Origin of the sequence: Stenotrophomonas sp. PS02300 (assembly GCF_029959395.1) — a bacterium.
In the GTDB taxonomy this organism is placed as follows: Bacteria; Pseudomonadota; Gammaproteobacteria; order Xanthomonadales; family Xanthomonadaceae; genus Stenotrophomonas; species Stenotrophomonas maltophilia_AD.
Map to the genome: position 1 here is coordinate 1 of NZ_JASCOP010000249.1, position 1147 is coordinate 1147.

The 1147-nt window shown below is 61.0% G+C and carries 1 protein-coding gene; it reads left to right on the forward strand.

What is annotated here, in order from left to right:
- The first annotated feature begins 181 nt into the window (after positions 1–181).
- Complete coding sequence (locus QMX79_RS20770; protein WP_282248463.1) at positions 182–631, forward strand: transposase; 450 nt, start codon at positions 182–184, stop codon at positions 629–631.
- Positions 632–1147: the final 516 nt, after the last annotated feature.

The window sequence follows — 1147 nt, forward strand, 5'->3', positions numbered from 1 at the left end:
GGCTACGAATTTCTACGGGCCCATTGGGATTGGGACCAATCAACCAACGGGCCCCCGTCCGGTAGCGCCGGCCGTTGGCCGGCCCACGCATGGCTACCTACACTGCATGACGTTAACGGCCGACGCGTATGTCTGCATTCTCCTGAATCTCCACTACGCCCCATCCGCGGAGGGTGGGAGGATGAGCAGCCATCGTCTACGTCTTGGGCGCCGCAGCATTGTCGGGCAGGTTTACGTCATGACGACGCGTTGCACCGGGCAATCGCGTTGGTTTGATGATCCTGAAGCCGCCGAGATCGTGGTCAATCAGTTTCGACAGATGGACCGGAGCCGATGCACCCACACGTTGGCGTGGGTCGTCATGCCCGACCACATTCACTGGATGTTTGAACTGCGCTCGCATTCACTTGCGTACGTCGCGCGGCGCTTCAAATCTTCCAGCGCGCTGTCACTGAACCGCCTGAAACACAGACAGGGAAAGGTATGGCAACCCGGATTCTTCGATCATGCGCTGCGCGCGGACGAAGCGTTGTTGCGCCACGCGCACTACATCGTGGGCAACCCGATACGCGCGGGAATCACCGCGAACATCGGTGAATACAAACATGCATGGTGTCGTTGGCCGCTGTAGGCATCGTCCAACATTGCGTGGGCCGGCCAACGGCCGGCGCTACCGGGCGACCGCGTTGATGGCGACACCACATGCATCCGAAGCCCACGGTTGATTGATCCCAATCCCAATGGGTCCGTAACAATTCGTAGCCCCGGCCGTTGGCCGGAAACCGCGCGCAGCGCGGTCCAAGCATCCGAAGCCGGAAAAACACCGCCCCCGCGTTCGGTCCAACGTTTACAGGATCCGAAGCCCACGGTCGATTGACCCCAATCCCAATGGGCCCGTAACAATTCGTAGCCCCGGCCGTTGGCCGGAAACCGCGCGCAGCGCGGCCCAAGCATCCGAAACCGGAAAAACATCGCCCCCGTATTCCGTCCAACGTTTACAGGATCCGAAGCCCACGATCGATTGACCCCAATCCCAATGGGCCCGTACCAATTCGTAGCCCCGGCCGTTGGCCGGAAACCGCGCGCAGCGCGGCCCAAGCATCCGAAACCGGAAAAACATCGCCCCCGTATTCCGTCCAACGTTTAC

Bases quoted from the DNA above. Each gene is read 5' to 3' on its own strand.
- QMX79_RS20770 (WP_282248463.1), top strand. From the start codon at position 182: ATGAGCAGCCATCGTCTACGTCTTGGGCGCCGCAGCATTGTCGGGCAG.